This window comes from Collimonas sp. OK412, assembly GCF_900112135.1.
Lineage (GTDB): Bacteria > Pseudomonadota > Gammaproteobacteria > Burkholderiales > Burkholderiaceae_D > Collimonas > Collimonas rhizosphaerae.
This window is the reverse complement of record NZ_FOLC01000002.1, coordinates 1-20,453: the sequence shown is the minus strand read 5'-3', so window position 1 is coordinate 20,453 and position 20,453 is coordinate 1. Positions and strand designations below refer to the sequence as shown.

The following is a 20,453-nucleotide window of genomic DNA, read 5'->3' as shown; positions in this document are numbered from 1 at the left end:
TTTCTAAGGCTGGCAAGCCGCAGCATCTTCGCAAACGCGCATTCGCATAATCGATTTGATATATTTCTCAGCGTTTTCCGGTGTAATCCGCCAAGCATAATCTTTCAGGTCAGTATCGCTGACGGGACGCCAGCCATACTGGATAGTGAAAAAATTAGCCTTCGCTTCGACAACGGCAACGATACTGCCTTCGCCGTATGGGGCTGCGCTGCCGTACTTGCCGCAAAAACCGCCGCTTACCGAAAAATATAAATTATTGTATGTATTGTCGCGGTGACTCATGGCTTCAAACTTTCCTTGGCATCCTTGCTTTGCATCTTGCTGCAACTGTGCCACCACCAACGCCGGCAAATGCAGTTTTTTGGCCTTGATCTGATCCATGATATTTTCAGAAGGTAAGGATTTACGGCGTATCGAAAGATAACCGGTCCGCCAGGACGCCAGATTTTCGCCATCAGGAAGGTACTCAATCACATAATCGCCGTCCGGCGTCCCTTCCATATATGCGATTTTCCAGCCCTGAGGCGGCTGGTATTGCAGACGCTCTCCCTGAATTGCAAAAACTTTGACCTCAGCTTCTTCTGCGAGAGCCTGGCCCGTAAGAAGTACATAAAGGACCGCCACCATCAATGATTTCATCTTGCCTCTCAAGCTATAGCAGTCGGTGAAACTCTGGTTAAAAATATTGCTCCCCAGGAGCCTGGCAACTATAACCCGCAAAAAACACGATTGAATCGAAAATCTGGATTCCTCGGCTCTTGATTCAACGCTGACCGTAAATTCGTAGCGGAGAACCTTTCCAAATAGCTTCGAATGCGCGTATCCGGTATATTGTTGCTCCTATCGGCAGGGGCACGCTCCGCCATCTTTAAGCAAGCTTCGATGTCCTCCAACCATTTTTCAGCGAACAGCATCATGTTGCCAACCGCCGTTGCCAAATCTCGCATGATCACAGCCTTGCTCCTGCCGTTACTGACATTGGCGCTTAACCCACCTTTATTGGCGCAAACCCAGGCCCTGCGCCTGATCAACGAATATCCGGCGACCTCGGTCACCGCTGCCGCCGACTTGCAGTTTGCGGCCAGCGTCAAGCAGCTGGCCGGCGGCACGCTCGCCATCGATACCCTGCAGGAAACCCAGAACCCGTTCAAGGGCAGCGCCCAGGTCGGCGCCGTCAGCGATGGCAAGGTCGAAATGGCCACGCTGTTTGCCGGCATCGTCGGCGCCAGCGATCCGTTCTTCCTGCTGTCCTCGCTGCCATTCACGGTCAGCAGCTTCGACCAGGCCAGGGCGCTCGCCAGCTGCGCCCAGCCGGCAGCCGAGCAGCACCTGCGCAAGCTCAACGCACACCTGCTGTACGTCACGCCGTGGCCGCCATCGGGCATCTGGTCGGCCACGCCGCTGACCGGCCTGGCGGCCTTGCGGGCGCTGCGGATCCGCACCTACGATGAAAACAGCCGCGCCGTATTTGAACAAGTCGGCGCGCAAAGCGTGAACCTGCCGTTTTCAGCAGTCCCGGCCAAGCTGGCCGCCGGCGAACTGAATGCGGTGCTGTCGTCGGGCGACGGCGGCGCCGGCAACCGCCTGTGGGAACAGCTGCGCAATTTCAGCGCGGTCAGCTACTCCATCCCGCTGAGCTACACCGTCATCAACCAGGATGTCTGGCAGCAGCTGAAACCGGAACAGCAGGCGATACTGACGGAAGCGGCCCAACGCACCGCCGCCGGCTCCTGGAGCAGCGTCAAGGATCGCATCGCCGGCAACTACAGCCGCATGCGCGACCATAAAATGACGCTAGACCTGGCGCCGGCCCAGGAGATACAAGACAGCCTGCGCAATGCCGCAAAAAACCAGGTCTCGGCCTGGCAGCAAAAAGCCAACGCCGCCGATATCGTCGGGCTGTGCCTGAAGGGGAAAACAGACAATGAATGAGCCTCGCTCCCGCGCTTCGCGCCGTGATTTCATGCGGCTCGCGCTGGCCGCGGGCAGTGCCGCGGCCTTGCCCTGGCTACCGGCGGTGCAAGCGCAGACGACCGCCGCCAACAAGGGCACGCAACTGATCCTGCTGGGCACCAAGGGCGGACCGACGCCGTCGGCCTTGCGCGCGGCGCCGGCCAATGTGCTGCTGGTAGACGGACAGCCATATGTCGTCGACTGCGGCAACGGCGTCGCCCTGCAATTGACCAAGGCTGGCATCAAGCTGCCGCAGATACGCGATATTTTCCTGACCCACCAGCATTCCGACCACAATGCCGACCTCGGCAACCTGGTGCTCCTGGCCTGGGCCACCGGCCTGGCGACGCCTGTGCATCTGTACGGGCCGCCGGGAATGCGCCAGATGATGGACGATTTTGTCCACATGAACGCCATCGACATCGCCACCCGCATGCAGGAAGAAGGCCGGCCGCCATTGCGCCCCTTGATCAACACCCACGAATTCGACGGCCCGCGCGTGGTCATGGAAAACGACCAGGTCAAGGTGACCGCCGCGCTGGTCGACCACTACACGCTCAAGCCCGCCTTCGCCTATCGTTTCGACACCAAGGACCGCTCGGTCGTGTTCTCCGGCGATACCGCCTACAGCGAGAACCTGATCAAGCTGGCCAAGGGCGCCGACGTGCTGGTGCACGAAGTCATGTACCTGCCGGCGCTGGAAAAACTGATGAAGACCGTCGACAACGCGCCGACCCTGCTCGACCACCTGGTCAAGAGCCATACCAGCACCGCCCAGGTCGGCCAGATAGCGGCGCGCGCCGGCGTCAAGACGCTGGTGCTGAGCCATTTCGTGCCCGGCGGCGACCCGGCCATCAGCGACGACATGTGGTCGGCCGAGGCGCGCAAGCAATTCAGCGGTGAAATCATCGTCGGCAAAGACCTGATGGTGATCTGACGCCATCGCTTCCCTAGTTTCCAACCATCTTTCTATCCGGACCATCCCATGCCAAGCACTCTCGAAACCCTGGAAATCGCTACTTCTGAAACGCCAACCGCGGCTGTCATCTGGATGCACGGCCTCGGCGCCGACGGCTCCGACTTCGTTCCTATCGTGAAAGAACTGGACCTGGACGGCTGCCCCGGCATCCGCTTCGTGTTCCCGAGCGCGCCGGCCATCCCGGTGACCATCAACAACGGCTACGTGATGCCGGCCTGGTACGACATCCTGACCACCGACCTGATCCGGCGCGAAGACGAAGCCGGACTACGCAAATCGCAAATCGAAATCGAAGCCTTGATCGCGCAGCAGATCGCGCTCGGCATCGCCGCCGACAAGATCGTGGTTGCCGGGTTCTCGCAAGGCTGCGCGATGGCGCTGCAGACCGGTTTGCGTTATCCGCAAAAACTGGCCGGCCTGATGTGCCTGTCCGGCTACCTGCCGCTGAGCGACAAGACCGCCGCCGAACGCCATGCCGCCAACCAGCACACGCCGATTTTCCAGGCCCATGGCCGCGGCGATCCGGTGGTGCTGATCGACCGCGCGGAAAAATCGCGTGACTTGCTGGCACAGCTGGGTTACCAGGTCGAATGGCATGAATACATGATGCCGCACTCGGTGTGCGCGGAAGAAGTTGCCGACATCGGCAACTGGCTGCGCCGCGTGCTGGCCTGAACCCGACGCCTGGCCAAGTCATGAAAAAAGCCGGGGGCGCCTGGCCCGCTGTGCGGGCCAGGCGCCCCCGGCTTTTTCATCGAGGGGAAATATCAAGCCACTTTCGGTGTGTATCCCGCATCGCTGATTGCTGCGGCCAGTTCGGCCACGCTCGCCTTGCTGTCAACCAACACCGTCCGCCCTTCTATCTTGATCTCCACCTTGGCGTCTGCATCGACGCCGTTGATGGCTTTGGTAATGCGGCCGGCGCAGTGGCCGCAGGTCATGTCCTGCACATTGAATTCGATCATTTCCGTTGCTCCGTTGGTTACCTGATTCAACTATAAACCTTCCCATCGTAGCAAGGTCAAGCACCAACCAGCAATAAATGACCGAGATCCCCTGCCGCCCGCCGCAAACCGCTTAGTTCAAGCCGTTCTTGCCTTCGATTTCACTGGCTTTCAAACCGCCCAGCCGCGCATGCAGGCGGCCGCGGGTCGCCACGGCGAACGCCACCACGACTTCATCGGCGTTCGGCGCATCGAAAAACCGGGTGGTGACGGTGTCGTAATGCGACGGCACGTACAAAGCATGCTTGTGCGCCAACGGGATATCGAGCTCGGTGCCCGGCACGCCGCGCTTGCCGGAAGACGGGATCCAGGCCTTGCCGCCGCCGATGGCTTCGCGGATCGGCATCACCATGGCCGGCGTCAGGAAGGCGTTGCCGTGCTCGTATTCGCCGCCGATGCCGACGATGCACGCCTTGCCGTAACTTTCCACCTGGTCCTGGCCCAGCGCGGCGACGATGCGGCGGCCGAACTCATGGCCCAGCGCCGGCGAATCGGCCAGGATCAGCTCCAGGCTGTCGCTGAAACGGCCGGCATAGGGATTGTGGATCGCGGCGGCGATCACGATCTTGCGCAGCGGGCTGCCGTCGGCCAGAACGCCGCTTTCGTTGGCCAGGGTATCGTCGACCTGGGTGTACCACTTGCGGATATGGTAATTCTCGAAATTGGCTGGTTTGGTCATGATGCTTTCCTGGCAAGTTGTTGGAGAAAATCAAGCGGACAGGAATCCTAACTTGCCGCTGCCCCCTGCCGTATAACGCGTTGCGTATATGCGGTAGAGCTTTTGGCAGCGCAAAACGCGGCCTGTTAAAATTGTGCTTGACCTTCCCATCATGGGAAGGTGGATCATATAGTTGTCCCCACTTTGCAGGCCGAGCCCGCCATGAGCAGCAGCGCAGTCCCAGCGACAGAATTCCAGTTACCGATAGACGGCATGAGCTGCGCGTCGTGCGTATCCCATGTCGAAAAGGCGCTGCGCAAGGTGGCCGGCGTGCGCGAGGTCAGCGTCAACCTGGCGACCGAACTGGCCACCGTGCAGGCCGACGGCTCAAGCACCGTGGGTCCCTTGGTGGCCGCGGTGGAAAAAGCCGGCTACCAGGTCAGGCAGCAGGAAATCACTCTGGATATCGAAGGCATGAGCTGCGCTTCCTGCGTCGGCAGGGTCGAGAAAGCCTTGCTCAAGGTGGCCGGCGTGCAGACCGTGGCGGTCAACCTGGCCAGCGAAAAAGCTACCTTGGGCATCGCCGGCGTGGTGCCGGTCGACAAGCTGATCGCTGCGGTCAAGGCGGCGGGTTATGAAGCTTCGCTGCCCAAATCGACGCAAGAAGCATCGGCCGCCAAGAGCGTATTGCCGAGCTGGTGGCCAGTCGCGGTTGCGGCATTGTTTACCCTGCCGCTGGTGCTGCCGATGCTGCTGATGCCGTTCGGCGCCGGCTGGGCCCTGCCCGGCTGGTGGCAGCTGGCGCTGGCGACGCCGGTGCAGTTCTGGCTCGGCGCCCGTTTCTACCGGGCAGGCTGGCGCGCGCTCAAGGCCGGCAGCGGCAACATGGACCTGCTGGTGGCGCTCGGCACCAGCGCTGCCTACGGCTTGTCGCTGTACCTGCTGCTGGCGGCCGGGCACGGCGCCATGGCGCACCTGTATTTTGAAGCGTCGGCGGCGGTCATCACATTGGTGCTGCTCGGCAAATGGCTGGAAACCCGCGCCAAGCGCCAGACTGCCGACGCCATCCGGGCGCTCAATGCATTGCGGCCGGAACGCGCCACGGTGCGGCGCGACGGCGTCGATCGCGACATTGCCATCGCTGCCCTGCAACTCGGCGATGTCGTGGTGGTGCGCGCCGGCGAACGCATCGCCGTCGACGGCACGGTCCTGGAAGGCAGCAGCCAGGTCGACGAATCCCTGCTGACCGGCGAAAGCCTGCCGGTGGAAAAACAGCAGCACGACCGGGTAACCGCTGGCGCCATCAACGGCGCCGGCTTGCTGCTGGTGAACACGACGGAGATCGGCGCCGAAACCACGCTGGCGCGCATCATCCGCATGGTGGAACACGCACAGGCCGCCAAGGCGCCGATCCAGCGCCTGGTGGACCAGGTCAGCGCGGTGTTCGTGCCGGTGGTGCTGCTGATCGCCGCCCTCACCTTGCTGGGCTGGGGCCTGGGCAGCGGCGACTGGCAGCAAGCCTTGCTCAACGCGGTAGCCGTGCTGGTGATCGCCTGCCCTTGCGCGCTGGGGCTGGCGACGCCGACCGCGATCATGGCCGGCACCGGCATCGCAGCCCGCTTCGGGATCCTGATCAAGGATGCCGAAGCGCTGGAAATCGCCCATCGCATCAGCGTGGTGGCTTTTGATAAGACAGGGACCCTGACGATCGGCCATCCGGCGCTGCTGGCCTTGTTGCCGAGCGCGCCGGATGCTAGCGATGATTTGCTGGCGCTGGCCGCGGCGGTGCAACGCGGCAGCGAACATCCGCTGGCGCGCGCCGTGATCGCCGCCGCCGAGCAAAAAGGACTGCCGGCCGTGCTCGCCGCCAGCAAGGTGCAGGCCGTCGCCGGGCGCGGGATACAAGCCAGCGTCGGCGCCCGCCAGTGCTACCTGGGCAGTTCGCGCTGGATGCAGGAACTGGGCGTCGACCTCGGTCCACAGGCGAGCCAGGCCGCGCAGCTGGAAGCCGAGGGCCGCACCGTATCCTGGCTCGCCGCAGGGAGCGAGGGCTCGCCCGCGCTGGCCGGCCTGCTGGCCTTTGGCGATGAGGTCAAGCCAACCGCCAAGGCCGCGATCAGGCAGCTGCAGCACCTGTCGCTGCGGGTCGCCATGGTGAGCGGCGATAACCACGGCAGCGCCGATAGCGTCGGCCGCCAGCTGGGCATCAGCGAAATCCACGCGGAAATCCTGCCGGCCGAGAAAGCCAGGGTGATCACCGACCTTAAAGCCGGCGGCGCCGTGGTCGCCATGGTCGGCGACGGCATCAACGATGCCCCGGCGCTGGCCGCCGCCGATGTCGGCATCGCCATGTCGACCGGCACCGACGTCGCCATGCAGGCCGCCGGCATCACGCTGATGCGCGGCGATCCGGGCCTGGTGGCGGACGCGATCGACATCTCGCGCCGCACCTACAGCAAGATTCGCCAGAACCTGTTCTGGGCCTTTATCTACAACCTGATCGGCATTCCGCTGGCGGCCCTGGGCTACCTCAATCCGGTGCTGGCCGGCGCGGCAATGGCGTTCAGCAGCGTCAGCGTGGTCAGCAACGCTTTGCTGCTGCGCCGCTGGCGCCCTACTTCTGCAAAGGAAACCACGCATGTCGACTAACGCCATGAATATCGGCGATGCCGCGCAAGCCTCGGGCGTCTCGGCCAAGATGATCCGGCACTACGAAGAAACCGGCCTGATCCCGAAAGCCAGCCGCAGCGACGGCGGCTACCGTACTTATACCGAGCGCGATATCCACCTGCTGCGGTTTATCCGCCAGGGCCGCCTGCTGGGATTCTCGATGAAACAGATCGCCGAACTGATCGGCCTCTGGCTGGACCAGTCGCGCCCCAGCAGCAAGGTCAAGCAGCTGGCGCTGACGCATATTACTGAACTGGACGACAAGATCAAGGAACTGCAAGCCATGAAAGCGACGCTGGAGCAGCTGGCCTGCCATTGCCACGGCGACGACCGCCCGGATTGCCCTATCCTTGAAGGCCTTGCCCGGCAATGACATCCCTTCCATTGTTAGCCTTTTATTTCTGACTTATACTGGCGTCCATGTCCCGCTTCCTCAAGATCGCAATCCTCTGGCTCCTGGCCTTTGCTCTGCCCATGCAAGGCTTTGCATCGTCCGCCATGCTCGATTGCGGCACGGGGCATCAGCCGGCCAGCCAGCACGACATGCATCAGGCGCAGGGACAGCACGCCCATCATCATGACCAGCTTGCGGCAGGCCAGCATCATGCCGCCGATGCTTCCCAGGCTTCAAGCAACGATTCGCCTGCAAATGACTCCCATCACCACAACGGCGCAGGCAAATGCAGCGCCTGCGCATCCTGCTGCCTGAGCAGCGCCATCAGCGCTCCCGCTACGCTTGATCCGGTGGCGCCGCTGCCAGCCGGACTGGAAACAGGCGCGCAGCCAGACCAGCAATTCACCGCGTACTTCCCCGAAGGCCTCGAACGGCCTCCGCATTCCCTCGCCATCTGATCCAGGATTGAAGCACCGGTCCAGGGCCATCGCCGCCTGCAGCCGTAACGCCTGAATCCTGCCGCCGCTTGCGGCACGCACCTGCCTGCGCGTCCGCATTCCATTCGTATTGCATCATCGAGGACACCATGATTTTTACCCTCACTACGAGGCGCGCGATCCATGCCGCCACTGTGCTGCTTCCGCTCGTCCTGGCCGGCTGCGCCTCGCTGTCGCCGGACGGCGGCTACTCGCCGGTCCAGTCGCTGGTCAAGGAACGCAGCGGCCAGGATATCAAATGGGTCAAGTCGGAAGGCGACGCCGCCAGCGTCGCCGATACCATCGCACCGCTGCTGGCCAAGCCGCTGAGCGTCGACGACGCAGTCAAGATCGCGCTGCTCAACAACAAGGGCCTGCAAGCCAGCTACAGCGGACTGGGCATCGCTGAAGCGGACCTGGTGCAAGCCGGACGCATCCCCAATCCGTCGTTTTCCTTCGGCCGCCTGCGCCGCGGCGGCGATATCGAAATCGACCGTTCCTTGATGCTGCCCGTGATGAGCCTGCTGACCATGCCGTTCGCCAGCAAGATCGAGCGCCGCCGCTTCGAGCAGGCGCAATTCCGCGCCGCCGGCGACGCACTGGCGGTCGCCGACGAAACCCGCCACGCCTATTTCTCCGCCGTGGCGGCGCAGGAAACCGTGAAATACATGGAGCAGGTCAAGGTTTCCGCCGAGGCCGGCGCCGAACTGGCGCGCAAGATGGCGGCGGCCGGCAACTGGAGCAGGCTGGAACAGGCGCGCGAGCAGTCGTTCCATGCCGACGCCACGGTGCAGCTGGCGCGCGCGGCGCAAGCACAGGTAGCCGAACGCGAAAAGCTGACCCGCCTGCTCGGCCTGTGGGGCAAGCAGGCCGCGTTCCAGTTGCCGGAGCGGTTGCCGGACTTGCCGAAAGCACCGCAAGAGATCGCCGACATAGAAGTGCAAGCCATGCAAAACCGGCTCGACATCATGATGGCCAGGCGCGAGCTGTCCGGCCTGGCCGGCTCCCTGGGGCTGACCGAGGCGACGCGTTTCATCAACATCCTCGACCTTGGCCTGATGCACAACAACTACAACCAGGGCCCGTCGCGCGAGAACGGTTATTCGATCCAGCTCGAGATTCCGCTGTTCGACTGGGGCGGCGCACGGGTGGCGAAAGCCGAAGCGCTGTACATGGAAGCCGTGAACCGCTCGGCGGAACTGGCCGTCAACGCCCGCTCCGAAGTGCGGGAAGCGTATGCCGCTTACCGCAGCTCCTACGACATCGCGCGCCACTACCGCGATGAAATCGTGCCGCTCAAGAAACGCATCTCGGATGAACAGATGCTGCGCTACAACGGCATGCTGATCGGCGTTTTCACGTTGCTCGCAGACGCCAGGGAGCAAGCCCGGAGCGTCAATGGCGCCATCGAGGCGCTGCGCGATTTCTGGATCGCCGACTCGGCGCTGAAAATGGCGCAAACCGGCCGCTCATCGACAGCGGCCGGCAGCAAACCCGGCGCTTCCGTCGCCGCCGCTGCCGACTAACCAACGCTTAATGCAGATACAAGGATAGACATCATGGTGTCACGTAGAAATTTCATGAGCGGCGCCGGCGCTGTCGCCATCGGCGCCAGCCTGGTCAGCCGGACCGGTGCGGCAACCCTGCCCGAAGCCGTAACGATGGCCGGCGCGGCGACGCAGCCGCCGCTTTCTCCACCCAACGGACGGCCCTACAATCCGGTGGTCACCCTGAACGGCTGGACCCTGCCCTGGCGCATGAAAAACGGCGTCAAGGAATTCCACCTGGTGGCCGAACCGGTGGTGCGCGAAATCGCGCCGGGCATGAAAGCCAACCTGTGGGGCTATAACGGCCAGTCGCCAGGCCCGACCATCGAGGTAGTCGAAGGCGACCGGGTACGGATCTTCGTCACCAACAAGCTGCCCGAGCACACCAGCGTGCATTGGCACGGCCAGCGGCTGCCGAACGGCATGGACGGCGTCACCGGCCTGACCCAGCCGGGCATCCAGCCGGGCAAGACCTTCGTCTACGAATTCATCGCAAAACGCCCGGGCACCTTCATGTACCACCCGCATGCGGATGAAATGACGCAGATGGCGATGGGCATGATGGGCTTCTGGATCACGCATCCGAAAGACCCCAGCCTGCATCGCGCTGACCGCGATTTCTGTTTCCTGCTGAATGCCTACGACATCGATCCCGGCAGCTACACGCCGAAAACCAGCACCATGCTCGACTTCAACCTGTGGACCTTCAACAGCCGCGCCTTCCCCGGCATCGACCCGATGGTGTGCAGCCAGGGCGACCGGGTGCGCATCCGCGTCGGCAACCTGACCATGACCAACCATCCGATCCACCTGCACGGCCATGAATTCGTGGTCGCCGGCACCGATGGCGGCTGGACGCCGCCGGCTTCGCGCTGGCCGGAAGTCACCACCGACATCGCCGTCGGCCAGATGCGCGCCATTGAATTCGACGCCACCGAACTCGGCGACTGGGCTTTCCATTGCCACAAATCGCACCACACCATGAATGCAATGGGCCATGACGTGCCGACCATGATCGGCGTCGACCAGCGCGACGTCCTCGCAAAAATCAACAAGCTGGTGCCGGACTACATGGCGATGGGAGAAACCGGCGGCGCCATGGGCGAGATGGAAATGCCGCTGCCGGACAACACCCTGCCGATGATGACCGGCAGCGGCCCGTTCGGCGGCATCGAGATGGGCGGCATGTTCACCACGCTGAAAGTACGCAAGGGTCTCGCCGCCAACGATTACAAGGATCCCGGCTGGTACAAGCACCCCGCCGGCACCCTGGCCTACGAATGGAAAGGCGGCGCTGCGGCCATGCCGGAGGCGGCCCGGGCCCCGGACGCCAGGCGCATGGCGGCCAAGCCAGGTGAAAAGGTTCTGAAGGTGATCAAGCCAAGCTCGCATGACAACCATTAACCAAAGCAACACAACACTCTCTTTTAACTGAAAGGAATTTTTATGAAATCCATTTTGATCGCCTCAAGCCTGGCCCTGTCGCTGTTGTCAGCCAACGCCCTCGCCCACGGCGACGAGGCCGGCAGCGGCGCGGCGCAAACCCATGACGAACATGCGTCGTCGATGGGCAAACCGGGCGACCCCGGCAAAGTATCGAAAACCATGGAGATCGACATGAACGACACGATGCGCTTCACGCCGGCCGCCATCTCGATCAAGCGCGGCGAAACCGTCAGGTTCATCGTCAAGAACTCCGGCAAGGTCAAGCATGAAATGGTGCTGGGATCCATCGAGGAATTGAAGGAACACGCCGCGCTGATGCAGAAATTCCCGGAAATGGAGCACTCGGATCCTAACCAGGTATCGCTCGATCCAGGTAAAAGCGGCGAATTGATATGGCAGTTCAGCAAGGCCGGCAGGTTCGACTTCGCCTGCCTGCAGCCGGGTCATTTTGAAGCCGGCATGCGCGGCCATATCGTCGTCAGATAATTTCGTCCACCAGACAAAGGAAACCCATGAAAACCCGTTCCATTTTAATTGCAGCCTGCGCGTTGCCGCTGGCGCTCTCGTTCCACGCATCCTCCGCAACCGCACAAGAAGCAAGCCAGGCCGAGGCCACCGCAGCGCCCGCCGATGCCGCGGCCATGTCGAGCGGAGAAGTCAGGAAAATCGACAAGGAAGCCGGCAAGATCACCATCAAGCACGGCCCCTTGGCGAACCTGGGCATGCCGCCGATGACGATGGTTTTCCGCGTGAGCGATCCCGCGCTGCTGGACCAGGTGAAGCCGGGCGACAAGATCGGTTTCATCGCTGAAAAAGCCAACGGCGCATTGACCGTCACAAAAATGCAGGTTGTCGAGTAAGAGTCATCCGCACAAAAAAAGAGCCCGCATGGGCTCTTTGGGCTCTTTTATCAGATGCCGGCTCCAGGATCAGTAGCCGTAATTCTTGGCAACCGTATTGCCCAGGTAACCGCCGCCGACAACCCCGGCAACTGTCGCCAGCGTACGGCCGCGGCCGCTGCCGACCTGGTTCCCCAGCAAGCCGCCGACTACCGCGCCGGTAGCGATTCCCAACGGGCTGACCTGCGATGCCGGACGGGCCGGTTCAGCCGGGGCCTGGTACTGCGGTGCTGGCGCATTCTGCGCATACGATGGGCTGCTGGTGCGATACACGTGATGCACAATGGTTTTCTGTTTGGGCGCAGGATTGGCCGGTTCAACCTGGTATCCCGCCACGGCAGGCGCCGCCACCGGCTGCATGTATTGATAGCCGTTTGCCGTCTGCACCAATACCGGGGCGCCGGTTGCCGCAGCACCGGCTGCCGGAGCTGCCACGCCGTTGCCGGCAAGCGGCTGTTGCGCTGCCTGTGCGATGTCCGGAGATTGCGCCGCGGCCGGCGTGCCGCGGGAACTCGGCAGGAAACCGGTAATCGCCGCGACGCCAAGCAAGCTCACCAAGATGAGCGAGCCGGCGGCGCCGGCGACCAATGGGTGCAAACGTGCGGTGGTTGTGCTGGCTTCCATTTGATTCTCCTTAGACCGTTGATGTTGAGTTGATTCTACTCACGGCCTTGCGGACAGCACATACGGATTGTGTATCAGATGTTTCGAATTGAAACATGGTGTAGCCTTGGCCAGGCTGGAACCGGCTTCCAGTCTCGCTTGTCCTCTCAGGAGCACTGACTTGAAAATAAATATCGGGAAAACCGTCCTGTACCAGATTCCGGCCGGAGTATGGGTACTTGGATTCGTCAGCATGCTGATGGATATTTCTTCCGAAATGATCCATAGCCTGCTGCCGCTGTTCATGGTCACCGCGCTCGGCGCCAGCGCCCTGTCGGTGGGGCTGGTGGAGGGGCTCGCGGAAGCCACAGCCTTGATCGTCAAGGTGTTTTCCGGGACCTTGAGCGACTACCTGGGCAAGCGCAAAGGACTCGCGGTGTTTGGCTATGCCCTGGGGGCGCTTAGCAAACCGCTGTTTGCCCTTGCTCCAGGGATGGGCATGGTGCTTTCAGCCCGTCTCCTGGATCGCATGGGCAAGGGCATACGCGGCGCGCCAAGGGATGCCTTGGTAGCAGACATCACCCCGCCGCAATTGCGGGGAGCGGCATTCGGCCTGCGCCAGTCGCTCGATACCGTCGGCGCATTTCTTGGTCCCTTGCTGGCGGTCGGCCTGATGCTTCTCTGGGCCAACGATTTCCGGGCAGTGTTCTGGCTCGCGGTCATTCCCGGCTTGATGGCGGTAATGCTGCTTTTCCTCGGTTTGCGCGAGCCAGAACCTGAGAAAGCGGAAAGGCGCAGCAACCCGATCCGGCGTGAAAACCTGAAACGGCTTGGCGCCTCTTACTGGTGGGTAGTCGGCATCGGCGCGGTATTCACGCTAGCCCGGTTCAGCGAAGCGTTCCTGGTGTTGCGTGCGCAACAGGGCGGCATTCCGCTGGCGCTGGTGCCACTGGTCATGGTGGCGATGAACGTGATTTATGCCCTGTCTGCGTATCCGTTCGGCAGGCTCTCGGACAAGATGAATCACCGAACGCTGCTGGCCCTGGGTTTGATCGTTCTTATCTTGGCCGACCTGGTTCTGGCAAGCAGCAGCCATTGGGGCGTAGTATTGGCCGGCGTCGCTCTTTGGGGCCTCCATATGGGCATCACGCAAGGCCTGCTGGCGGCGATGGTGGCGCACGCCGCACCAGCCGACCTGCGCGGCACCGCGTATGGCTTCTTCAACCTGGTGAGTGGAATCGCGATGCTGCTGGCAAGCGCCCTGGCTGGCCTGTTATGGGACAGGCTAGGAGCATCTTTCACTTTCTTTGCCGGCGCAGGTTTTTGCGTGGCCGCGCTTGCCGGCCTCACCGGGACAATCAAGCGCACCGGCAACTGATCCTGCACCGCGGATGCGCCTGTCAAGGCATCGCGATCCAGCCGTGATGTCGGCATAGGGTCCGACCAGCAAGATCAACGTACCGGAAAAATAAGGCGCCTTCCGCGCAAACTCGCCAAACCCGCGAATGTTTAAAAAATAACATTCGGGCATTTCGTAACGAGCTGTAAAAAACCGGTACTTTTTACCTCGCATACCCGAGTATCGATACCTCAGGGCGACGCTTGATAAGCGCCCGGTCGCCCGCATATGCCATAAATCATTCCCGGAAAGCCCTATGCCATCCTAGCAATGCGATATTAATGCGATATTGAATCGCGCAGTTTAAAGGACCCTGACCATGCAATACCTGCAGATAATCGTCATCCTCACCACGCTGATCGTCGGCCTGCCCCTGACCAGTATGGCCAGCACCAGCGACACCACCGAAATGCAGACCACCCCGGCGGACCAGATCGCCCTGCCGATGGTGAGCGGCGAAATCCTCAAGATCGACGCCGGCGCCGGCAAGATCACCCTCAAGCACGAACAAATCCCGAATTTCGGCATGCCCGCCATGACCATGCTGTTCAAGGCTGGCGACCCGGCCATGCTGGCGCAGTTCAAGCCCGGCGACAAGGTTCGGTTCGCCATCGACAAGGTCGAAGGCGCGCTGACCATAGTCAGCCTGGAGCTGGCCAGCTGATATCCCCCTGGATCGCCGTTCTCAAGGACGGCGGTTGACTATCCGGGCTGCTCCCGCTTCGCCGTCTGGCTGGATCACTTCCAATGAAACCAGCGGCCCCTTGCGCGGATCGTGCTGGAAAGTGATGCGGATTTTCTGCGCAGTCTCGATACCGGCAAAATCCCTGGCCAGGATCCGGGTCACGGTCGGCAGCTCTTCCGAGCCTAGTGCAAAGGCGTCGCTTTCGTTCTGCTGCTCGGATGCCACATGGCCGTTCTTGTATACGCAGGCGATGGCCTGCAGAGGATCAATGCCATTGCTCATCAGGAAGGAATCGTTGACCAGGAACAGTGCCGGCGGGATCTTCTCGACATCGATCTGGCTGATGTCCGGCCAGTCGTTCCTGGTGATCACTTTGCCGCCGGCATAATATTTGGCGACAAACTGGTCGCCCATGCAGGGCAGGTGCGCGGTCGCTGCTTCGGCGTGCTGCAGCAGCTGTTGTACGTCGCCCGCTTCGAATTCCACGGTAATGGACGGTGTTGTCATCATGTTTGTCATGGCCGGATTATCGCACCGCGGACGGTTTTGCAGCGTCGAAAGCTGGCAGGCGCGTTGCGCCCACCCTACGCCGGCAATAAAACTGCCGGCAAAGCGCGGAATCCCTGCAGCCGATGCGATGTCCTGTATTTATCCTGCATTTATCCCGTATATAATGTGCGAAATGGAAAATCCCAACGAATTCGTACAATGGCTGCGCTCGGTCGCGCCCTATATCCACGCCTTTCGCGGCAAGACCTTCGTGGTCGCGTTCCCGGGCGAACTGGTCACCGCCGGCGCCCTGCCTGTGCTGGCGCAAGACCTGTCGCTGCTGCATGCGCTAGGCATCAAGGTAGTGATCGTGCACGGCTCCCGGCCGCAGGTCGAAGAACAGCTGGCGCTGCGCAATGTGGAAGCGCGCTTCCACAACGGCTTGCGGATTACCGACACCGCCGCGCTGGAATGCGCCAAGGAAGCCGCCGGCGAACTGCGCCTGGATATCGAAGCTGCTTTCAGCCAGGGCCTCCCCAACACGCCGATGGCGCACGCTGCGATCCGTATCATTTCAGGCAACTTTGTCACTGCCCGTCCGCTCGGCGTGATCGACGGCGCCGACCTGCAGCTGACCGGCGTGGTGCGCAAGATCGACTACGACACCATCCATCCGATCCTCAACGCCGGCGGCCTGGTGCTGCTGTCGCCGCTGGGTTTCTCACCGACCGGCGAAGCGTTCAACCTGACCATGGAAGACGTGGCGGTGGCGGCGGCGATTTCGCTGCGCGCCGAAAAGCTGATTTTCATCAGCGAAACGCCGTTGATGAAAGACGCCGGCGAAACCGAAATCCGCGAACTGTCTTCGCACCAGGCGCAAGCGGTGCTGGACAGCGGCTGCCTGCCAGCCGATTCGGCCTTCTACCTGCAGCACGCGATCAAGGCCTGTAACGCCGGCGTGCCGCGCGCCCACGTGGTGCCGTTCGCCACCGACGGTTCGGTCCTGCTGGAACTGTTTACCCATGATGGCGTGGGCACCATGATTTCCTACGAAAACCTGGAAAGCCTGCGCGAAGCCACGATTGAAGACGTAGGCGGCATCCTGAAGCTGATCGAACCGCTGGAAAACGACGGCACCCTGGTCAAGCGCGGGCGCGAACTGATCGAACGCGAAATCCACTATTTCTCGGTGATCGAGCATGACGGCGTGATCTTCGGCTGCGCTGCCCTGTATCCTTTCCCGACCGAAAAAATGGCGGAAATGGCCTGCCTCACGGTCAATCCGGAAGTGCAGGCGCAAGGCGACGGCGAGCGCATCCTGAAACACATGGAAAGCCGGGCCCGCGCCGCCGGCTTCACCAAGCTGTTCGTGCTGACCACCCGCACTTCGCACTGGTTCCTGCGGCGCGGCTTCGTCCATGCCACCGTCGACGACCTGCCCAAGGATCGCCAGCACATGTATAACTGGCAACGGAAATCGCTGGTATTGATCAAGACCCTATAAAATCAACGCCCCAATTCAAGCCCCTGTCACGATCCGGCGCTCGGCGAACTATCCTCTATTCAACCGATCTTACAAGCGGGCCTGTGGCAGCACGGCCCGCAATATCTACAAGGAAAAACCATGGCACGCACCATCCATTGCATCAAGCTAGACAAAGAAGCGGAAGGACTGGACTTCCCGCCGTATCCAGGCGAACTGGGCAAGCGCATCTATGAAAGCGTCTCGAAAGAAGCCTGGGCCGGCTGGCTCAAGCACCAGACCATGCTGGTCAATGAAAACCGCCTGAACCTGGCCGATGTGCGCGCCCGCAAGTACCTGGCGGCGCAGATGGAAAAGCATTTCTTCGGCGATGGCGCCGATGCTGCTACCGGCTACGTGCCGCCGACCGAATAAGCTGCCTCTCCAGAATATCTCTCTTCCCATCTACCTCTGTGGCAAAATAAGCAAGATTAATTTGCCTGGAGGTAGCACCCTGTCGCGGCCCATGCGCTGTAGCCCCACACCAGATCCAAGTGACTATCCTTCGCCGGATATGCGCACATTTTCGTCCGCTTTTTAGTTGATTCTTTTCTTCACAGATCGGAAATTTCATGCATCTATTCCGTAAACGTTCCTGGTCCAACCGCTTGCTGTCTTATGTGCTGGCCGCTGCCTGCGGCATCGGCTTCACCGGCGTCGCCGAGGCGGCGACCGCGCTGCCGGCCGGCGTGACCCAGGGCCCGTCGGCCGAAGGCATCACCGAATACCAGTTCGCCAACGGCTTCAAGGTCTTGCTGTTCCCTGACGCCTCCAAGCCCACGGTAACCGTCAACACGACTTACCTGGTCGGTTCGCGTTTCGAGAACTACGGCGAAACCGGCATGGCGCACCTGCTGGAACATTTGATGTTCAAGGGCACCCCTAGCCACCCTGCGATTCCCAAGGATTTCAGCCAGCGCGGCATGTCGTTCAACGGCACCACCAACCTCGACCGCACCAACTACTATGAAATCTTCCAGGCCGGCGACGACAACCTGAAATGGGCGATCGACATGGAAGCCGACCGTATGCTGCATTCGTTCATCGCCAGGAAAGACCTGGATAGCGAAATGACGGTGGTGCGCAACGAATACGAACAAGGCGAAAATTCGCCGTATGGCGTCCTGTTCAAGCGCCTGCAAGGCGTGGCTTACGACTGGCACAACTACGGCAAGCCGACCATCGGCAACCGCAGCGATATCGAAAACGTCAAGATAGAAAACCTGCAAGCCTTCTACCGCACCTACTACCAGCCCGACAACGCGGTGCTGCTGATCGCCGGCAAATTCGATTCGGCCAAGACCCTGGCCTGGGTCAGCCAGGCTTTCGGCAAGCTGCCCAAGCCGACCCGCAAGATGCGCGATTTCTGGACCGTGGAACCGACCCAGGACGGCGAACGCAGCGTCACCGTGCGGCGCCAGGGCGACGTGCAGATCGTTGCCGTTGCCTACAAGATTCCGAGTGAACTGCATGCCGACAGCGACGCCCTGTCCTACGCCGGCACGATCCTGGCCGACACGCCCAACGGCCGCCTGCACAAATCGCTGGTGGAAACCGGCAAGGCTACTGCCATATTCAACTATGAAATGACCGGTTATGCACCGGGCCTGGAGATCATCGCGGCGGTCGTCAAGAAAGGCGAGCCGATCGAACCGGTCCGGCAGGCTTTGATCGAGGGCGTCGAACAATTCGCCAAAATCCCGCCGACTCCTGAAGAAATGGAGCGCGTGCGCCTGGACAACGCCAACAGCTTCGAAAAGCTGCTGAACGATCCGCAGAAAGTCGGCGTCGCCATGTCCGGCACCATCGCGCTGGGCGACTGGCGCTTGCTGTTCCTGGGCCGCGACCGTTCCAACAAGGTCACCTCCGCGCAAGTAGCGGCAGCGGCGGCGCACTACTTCACCCGCGACAACCGCACGGTCGGCCTGTTCCTGCCGGAAGACCAGCTGCAGCGCGCCGACGTTCCTGCCGCGCCAAGCCTGTCCGCACTGTTCAAGGACTACAAGCCGCAGCAGGCGGTCGCTGACGGCGAAGTTTTCGATCCGTCGCAAGCCAATATCGACGCCCGCACCCAGCGTTCGCAGGTGGGTGGACTGAAGCTCGCGCTGCTGCCGAAAAAGACACGCGGCGAAACCGTCACGGTCAAGCTGAACCTGCAATGGGGCGATGAAAAAACCCTGTTCGGGAAAAAGACTGCTTCCGAATTGATGGACGCGATGCTGATGCGCGGCACCGCCACGCTGACGCGCGAACAGTTGGCCGACGCGTTTTCCAAGCTGAAGATCAGCGGCAGCCCGACCCAATTCCAGACCACGCGCAGCAACCTGCCGGCAGCCCTGAAGCTGGCCGCCAGCGTGCTCAAGCAGCCGCGCCTGGATCCGGCCGAATACGAACGCCTGCGCAAGGAAGCCCTGGTCGGGCTGGAAGCGTCGCGCAACGAGCCGAATACGCTGGCCGCCGAGGCTATCGCCCAGCATTTCAACAAATATCCGCAAGGCCACTGGCTGGCGGCGCAGACCGTGGACCAGCAGATTGCGGCGATCCAGGCCACCCAGCTGGCTGAGGTCAGCGCCTTCCACCACGACTTCTACGGCGCCTCGCAAGGCGAGCTGGCGATCGTCGGCGATTTCGACGTCGCCGCCGTCACCAAGGTGGTCCAGGAAGAATTCGGCGATTGGAAAAGCGCAGCGCCTTACCAGCGTGTGATCCGCCAGAATTTCGACGTCGCGCCGCTGCAGAAGACCATCAACTCGCCGGACAAGGAAAACGGCTTTTACGTAGCGCGCCAGAACCTGGACATGCGCGACGACGACGCCGACTACCCGGCCATGATGGTGGCCAACTACCTGTTCGGCGGCGGCGGCCTGAAATCGCGCCTGATCGACCGCGTGCGCCAGAAAGAAGGCCTGTCCTACGGCATCGGTTCGTCGCTCGACATCAGCTCCATCAGCCGCGCCGGCAGGTTCTCGGTGCAGGCTATCGCCGCCCCGCAAAACCTGGGCAAGGTCGACCTTGCAGTCAAGGAAGAACTGGCGCGCGCATTGAAGGAAGGTTTCAGCGCCGAAGAACTGGCCCGCGCCAAATCCGGCATCCTGCAGGAAAACCAGAACGCCCGCGCCCAAGACAGCGCCCTCAGCGCCGGCTGGGCCAGGCTGCTGGACATCGACCGCACCTTCGCCTGGAGCAAACAGGTAGAAGGCAAGATCAGCGCCTTGACGGTAGAACAGGTCAACGCCGCTTTCCGCAAATACATCGACCCAGCCCGTATCAGCGTGGTGATCGTGCGGGATGAAGCGAAGGCCAAGGCAAATGCTGCTGTGGCGGCGAAGCAGTAAGAACTAGCAACCCCGCAAAACCGCTGCAGTACTCGCCGAATTGATAGCGAGTACTGCAGCGGTTTTTTTTGGTGTTGACGTTGCTTTTGAAGTTGCCGTTGAAGTTGGGGCTGAAGTTGTTTTTGACGTTGAAGTTGTTTTTGACGTTGAAGTTGTTTTTGACGTTGGGGTTGCTTTTGAATTCCGCATTGGGACGTTGCCAAATGAGACAACGGTCAGCCGGGAATTGTGGGAAGACATGTTTGAGCGAAGCGAGTTTGTCTTCCCACCCGGCTGACTGCTGGCTCATTTGGGGACCCGACCGAAGGGAGGGCAACGGCTTTGCGGTCGCCTTCTTTTGGTTACTTTTCTTGGCGAAGCAAGAAAAGTGACTAGCTGCCGGGCTACCCCCGGC

General features: G+C 61.6%; 21 protein-coding genes. 15 read left to right on the top strand and 6 right to left on the bottom strand.

The genetic code is table 11. From position 1 onward, the window contains the following. Positions 1-3: 3 nt before the first annotated feature. The gene (locus tag BM062_RS02540; RefSeq protein ID WP_139219974.1) at positions 4-639 is read right to left on the bottom strand and encodes a hypothetical protein; all 636 of its coding nucleotides are present in this window, start codon (positions 637-639) and stop codon (positions 4-6) included. A 306-nt stretch (positions 640-945) separates the two neighbouring features. Between BM062_RS02540 and BM062_RS02535 the strand changes: the two genes are divergently transcribed. The 3 genes from BM062_RS02535 to BM062_RS02525 are packed head-to-tail and all read left to right on the top strand — an operon-like array spanning position 946 to position 3,607. Then, positions 946-1,932, top strand: a complete 987-nt coding sequence (locus BM062_RS02535; RefSeq protein WP_092393515.1) for a TRAP transporter substrate-binding protein — start codon at positions 946-948, stop codon at positions 1,930-1,932. Beyond that, on the top strand, positions 1,925-2,890 hold the full coding sequence (locus BM062_RS02530; RefSeq protein ID WP_092392778.1) for an MBL fold metallo-hydrolase: 966 nt from the start codon (positions 1,925-1,927) through the stop codon (positions 2,888-2,890). Before BM062_RS02535 ends, BM062_RS02530 begins: the two co-directional genes overlap by 8 nt. Before the next feature lie 48 nt (positions 2,891-2,938). Beyond that, complete coding sequence (locus BM062_RS02525; RefSeq protein ID WP_092392776.1) at positions 2,939-3,607, top strand: alpha/beta hydrolase; 669 nt, start codon at positions 2,939-2,941, stop codon at positions 3,605-3,607. A gap of 92 nt (positions 3,608-3,699) precedes the next feature. Here the strand turns inward: BM062_RS02525 and BM062_RS02520 are convergent, their stop codons facing one another. Both BM062_RS02520 and BM062_RS02515 read right to left on the bottom strand, forming a co-directional pair. Further along, on the bottom strand, positions 3,700-3,897 hold the full coding sequence (locus tag BM062_RS02520) for a heavy-metal-associated domain-containing protein (protein WP_092392774.1): 198 nt from the start codon (positions 3,895-3,897) through the stop codon (positions 3,700-3,702). Positions 3,898-4,009: 112 nt separating this feature from the next. Further along, entirely contained in the window at positions 4,010-4,615 is a 606-nt protein-coding gene (locus BM062_RS02515) for an amino acid synthesis family protein (RefSeq protein ID WP_092392772.1), read from the bottom strand. Positions 4,616-4,816: 201 nt separating this feature from the next. Between BM062_RS02515 and BM062_RS02510 the strand changes: the two genes are divergently transcribed. From BM062_RS02510 to BM062_RS02480, 7 genes are all read left to right on the top strand, one after another. Further along, positions 4,817-7,243: a heavy metal translocating P-type ATPase gene (locus tag BM062_RS02510; protein ID WP_092392770.1), complete on the top strand. Its 2,427-nt coding sequence runs from the start codon at positions 4,817-4,819 to the stop codon at positions 7,241-7,243. A gap of 4 nt (positions 7,244-7,247) precedes the next feature. Then, positions 7,248-7,637, top strand: a complete 390-nt coding sequence (cueR, locus tag BM062_RS02505; protein ID WP_092392768.1) for a Cu(I)-responsive transcriptional regulator — start codon at positions 7,248-7,250, stop codon at positions 7,635-7,637. Positions 7,638-7,684: 47 nt separating this feature from the next. Further along, entirely contained in the window at positions 7,685-8,116 is a 432-nt protein-coding gene (locus BM062_RS02500) for a hypothetical protein (RefSeq protein WP_092392766.1), read from the top strand. Between the two features lie 128 nt (positions 8,117-8,244). Further along, the gene (locus tag BM062_RS02495) at positions 8,245-9,660 is read left to right on the top strand and encodes a TolC family protein (RefSeq protein WP_092392764.1); all 1,416 of its coding nucleotides are present in this window, start codon (positions 8,245-8,247) and stop codon (positions 9,658-9,660) included. A gap of 33 nt (positions 9,661-9,693) precedes the next feature. Further along, positions 9,694-11,085: a multicopper oxidase family protein gene (locus tag BM062_RS02490; protein ID WP_092392762.1), complete on the top strand. Its 1,392-nt coding sequence runs from the start codon at positions 9,694-9,696 to the stop codon at positions 11,083-11,085. A 42-nt stretch (positions 11,086-11,127) separates the two neighbouring features. Continuing rightward, complete coding sequence (locus tag BM062_RS02485; RefSeq protein WP_092392760.1) at positions 11,128-11,613, top strand: cupredoxin domain-containing protein; 486 nt, start codon at positions 11,128-11,130, stop codon at positions 11,611-11,613. A 26-nt stretch (positions 11,614-11,639) separates the two neighbouring features. Continuing rightward, the gene (locus BM062_RS02480; protein WP_092392758.1) at positions 11,640-11,987 is read left to right on the top strand and encodes a copper-binding protein; all 348 of its coding nucleotides are present in this window, start codon (positions 11,640-11,642) and stop codon (positions 11,985-11,987) included. 69 nt (positions 11,988-12,056) lie between these two features. Here the strand turns inward: BM062_RS02480 and BM062_RS26165 are convergent, their stop codons facing one another. Further along, positions 12,057-12,650: a glycine zipper 2TM domain-containing protein gene (locus BM062_RS26165; protein ID WP_092392756.1), complete on the bottom strand. Its 594-nt coding sequence runs from the start codon at positions 12,648-12,650 to the stop codon at positions 12,057-12,059. A 232-nt stretch (positions 12,651-12,882) separates the two neighbouring features. Between BM062_RS26165 and BM062_RS02470 the strand changes: the two genes are divergently transcribed. After that, entirely contained in the window at positions 12,883-14,007 is a 1,125-nt protein-coding gene (locus tag BM062_RS02470; RefSeq protein ID WP_092393512.1) for an MFS transporter, read from the top strand. Positions 14,008-14,347: 340 nt separating this feature from the next. Next, complete coding sequence (locus BM062_RS02465; RefSeq protein WP_254784876.1) at positions 14,348-14,692, top strand: copper-binding protein; 345 nt, start codon at positions 14,348-14,350, stop codon at positions 14,690-14,692. A gap of 21 nt (positions 14,693-14,713) precedes the next feature. On the opposite strand, the gene BM062_RS02460 is transcribed toward BM062_RS02465, so the two are convergent. Beyond that, positions 14,714-15,223, bottom strand: coding sequence for a hypothetical protein (locus BM062_RS02460; RefSeq protein ID WP_139219972.1), 510 nt, complete (start codon positions 15,221-15,223; stop codon positions 14,714-14,716). A 172-nt stretch (positions 15,224-15,395) separates the two neighbouring features. Between BM062_RS02460 and argA the strand changes: the two genes are divergently transcribed. From argA to BM062_RS02445, 3 genes are all read left to right on the top strand, one after another. Then, on the top strand, positions 15,396-16,706 hold the full coding sequence (gene argA, locus BM062_RS02455) for an amino-acid N-acetyltransferase (protein WP_092393506.1): 1,311 nt from the start codon (positions 15,396-15,398) through the stop codon (positions 16,704-16,706). 120 nt (positions 16,707-16,826) lie between these two features. Beyond that, complete coding sequence (locus BM062_RS02450; RefSeq protein WP_038487255.1) at positions 16,827-17,099, top strand: oxidative damage protection protein; 273 nt, start codon at positions 16,827-16,829, stop codon at positions 17,097-17,099. Positions 17,100-17,296: 197 nt separating this feature from the next. Beyond that, on the top strand, positions 17,297-20,059 hold the full coding sequence (locus BM062_RS02445) for a M16 family metallopeptidase (protein WP_092392752.1): 2,763 nt from the start codon (positions 17,297-17,299) through the stop codon (positions 20,057-20,059). Here BM062_RS02445 and BM062_RS25770 read toward each other — a convergent pair. Continuing rightward, positions 19,992-20,453 (bottom strand): hypothetical protein (locus BM062_RS25770; RefSeq protein ID WP_217647553.1); only part of this gene is annotated, 462 nt, incomplete at its 5' end. The genes BM062_RS02445 and BM062_RS25770 overlap by 68 nt on opposite strands.